We start from the raw sequence: 779 nt of genomic DNA, 5'->3' as shown, positions 1-779 counted from the left end.
TCCCCGCGCTGTCTATTTTTCTGTAAATGACAGGCCCTTTTTTGTTCATCGTAAAGTTCACCTCCCAAAGTATTGATACCAATAAGATACCATGATTCGAAGGTTCTGCAAAAGTCTACAGCCCCAAAAACCTGTAAATAACGCTCTTCGTGCGGTTATTTCCCTTCAAACAGCGAAGCAGCAAGCGGAAAGCTCTAAAGAAGCGATGGAAGCAGAGGCAGCGCTTTTTGACGAATTGCCGAATCCAGCGGGATATGCGTGGCTCTTGCGAAATATACGCCCGGTAAAGGCCTTTAATGTTCGAGGAATGCCAGGTTTATTTGAAGTAGAGGATAACTTGATAAAATACCTCTGATTGAATTTACATGGGAATATGGGCTCAGGCTATGTTTATGTTAGGGAAAGGTTTAACGAAAACCTCTTACGCATTGGAACTTCAGCAGCGATGTCTTCTGAAACAAATCAGGGGAACAGAAACATGGTTATCGATGAGGTAGCAAAACAGCTTTTCGAAGCGAGGTGAATTGCCCTCTGCTGAATGAAAGTGTATCAAATACTTGAGATGCCCTAGCCTCGGCCTTTTCCAGGGCATCGTTAAGATTATCGAAGGCCTAGCTAACGGAGCTCACTCTCATAACGCTGCTGTTTCTGAAGCTGTTATAAGTTTTCAGTGCCCCCCTTGTTGAGCCATTTTGCGAAATTTCTTCCATAGCCTTTGTTTGGATATGCCCTCCATACTCAAAAAGAAAATTTCCATAATCCCCACCATTTAGCAGTCA

Annotated in this window: 1 protein-coding gene; it reads left to right on the top strand. The window is 43.5% G+C overall.

Going from position 1 to position 779, the window contains the following annotated elements; all coding sequences use genetic code 11:
• Positions 1 to 91: 91 nt before the first annotated feature.
• A complete protein-coding gene (locus B3L97_RS07460) occupies positions 92 to 355 on the top strand; it encodes a hypothetical protein (RefSeq protein WP_024821992.1) in 264 nt (87 codons plus the stop codon).
• Positions 356 to 779: the final 424 nt, after the last annotated feature.

Source organism: Aminobacterium sp. UBA4834, assembly GCF_002400205.1.
GTDB classification, from domain to species: Bacteria; Synergistota; Synergistia; order Synergistales; family Aminobacteriaceae; genus Aminobacterium; species Aminobacterium mobile.
Note: the sequence above shows the minus strand (reverse complement) of the source record. Positions and strands in the feature narration are given on the sequence as shown.

What these genes read in the sequence shown, in the direction of transcription:
- B3L97_RS07460 (WP_024821992.1), top strand. Translation starts at nt 92, where the DNA reads ATGATTCGAAGGTTCTGCAAAAGTCTACAGCCCCAAAAACCTGTAAAT.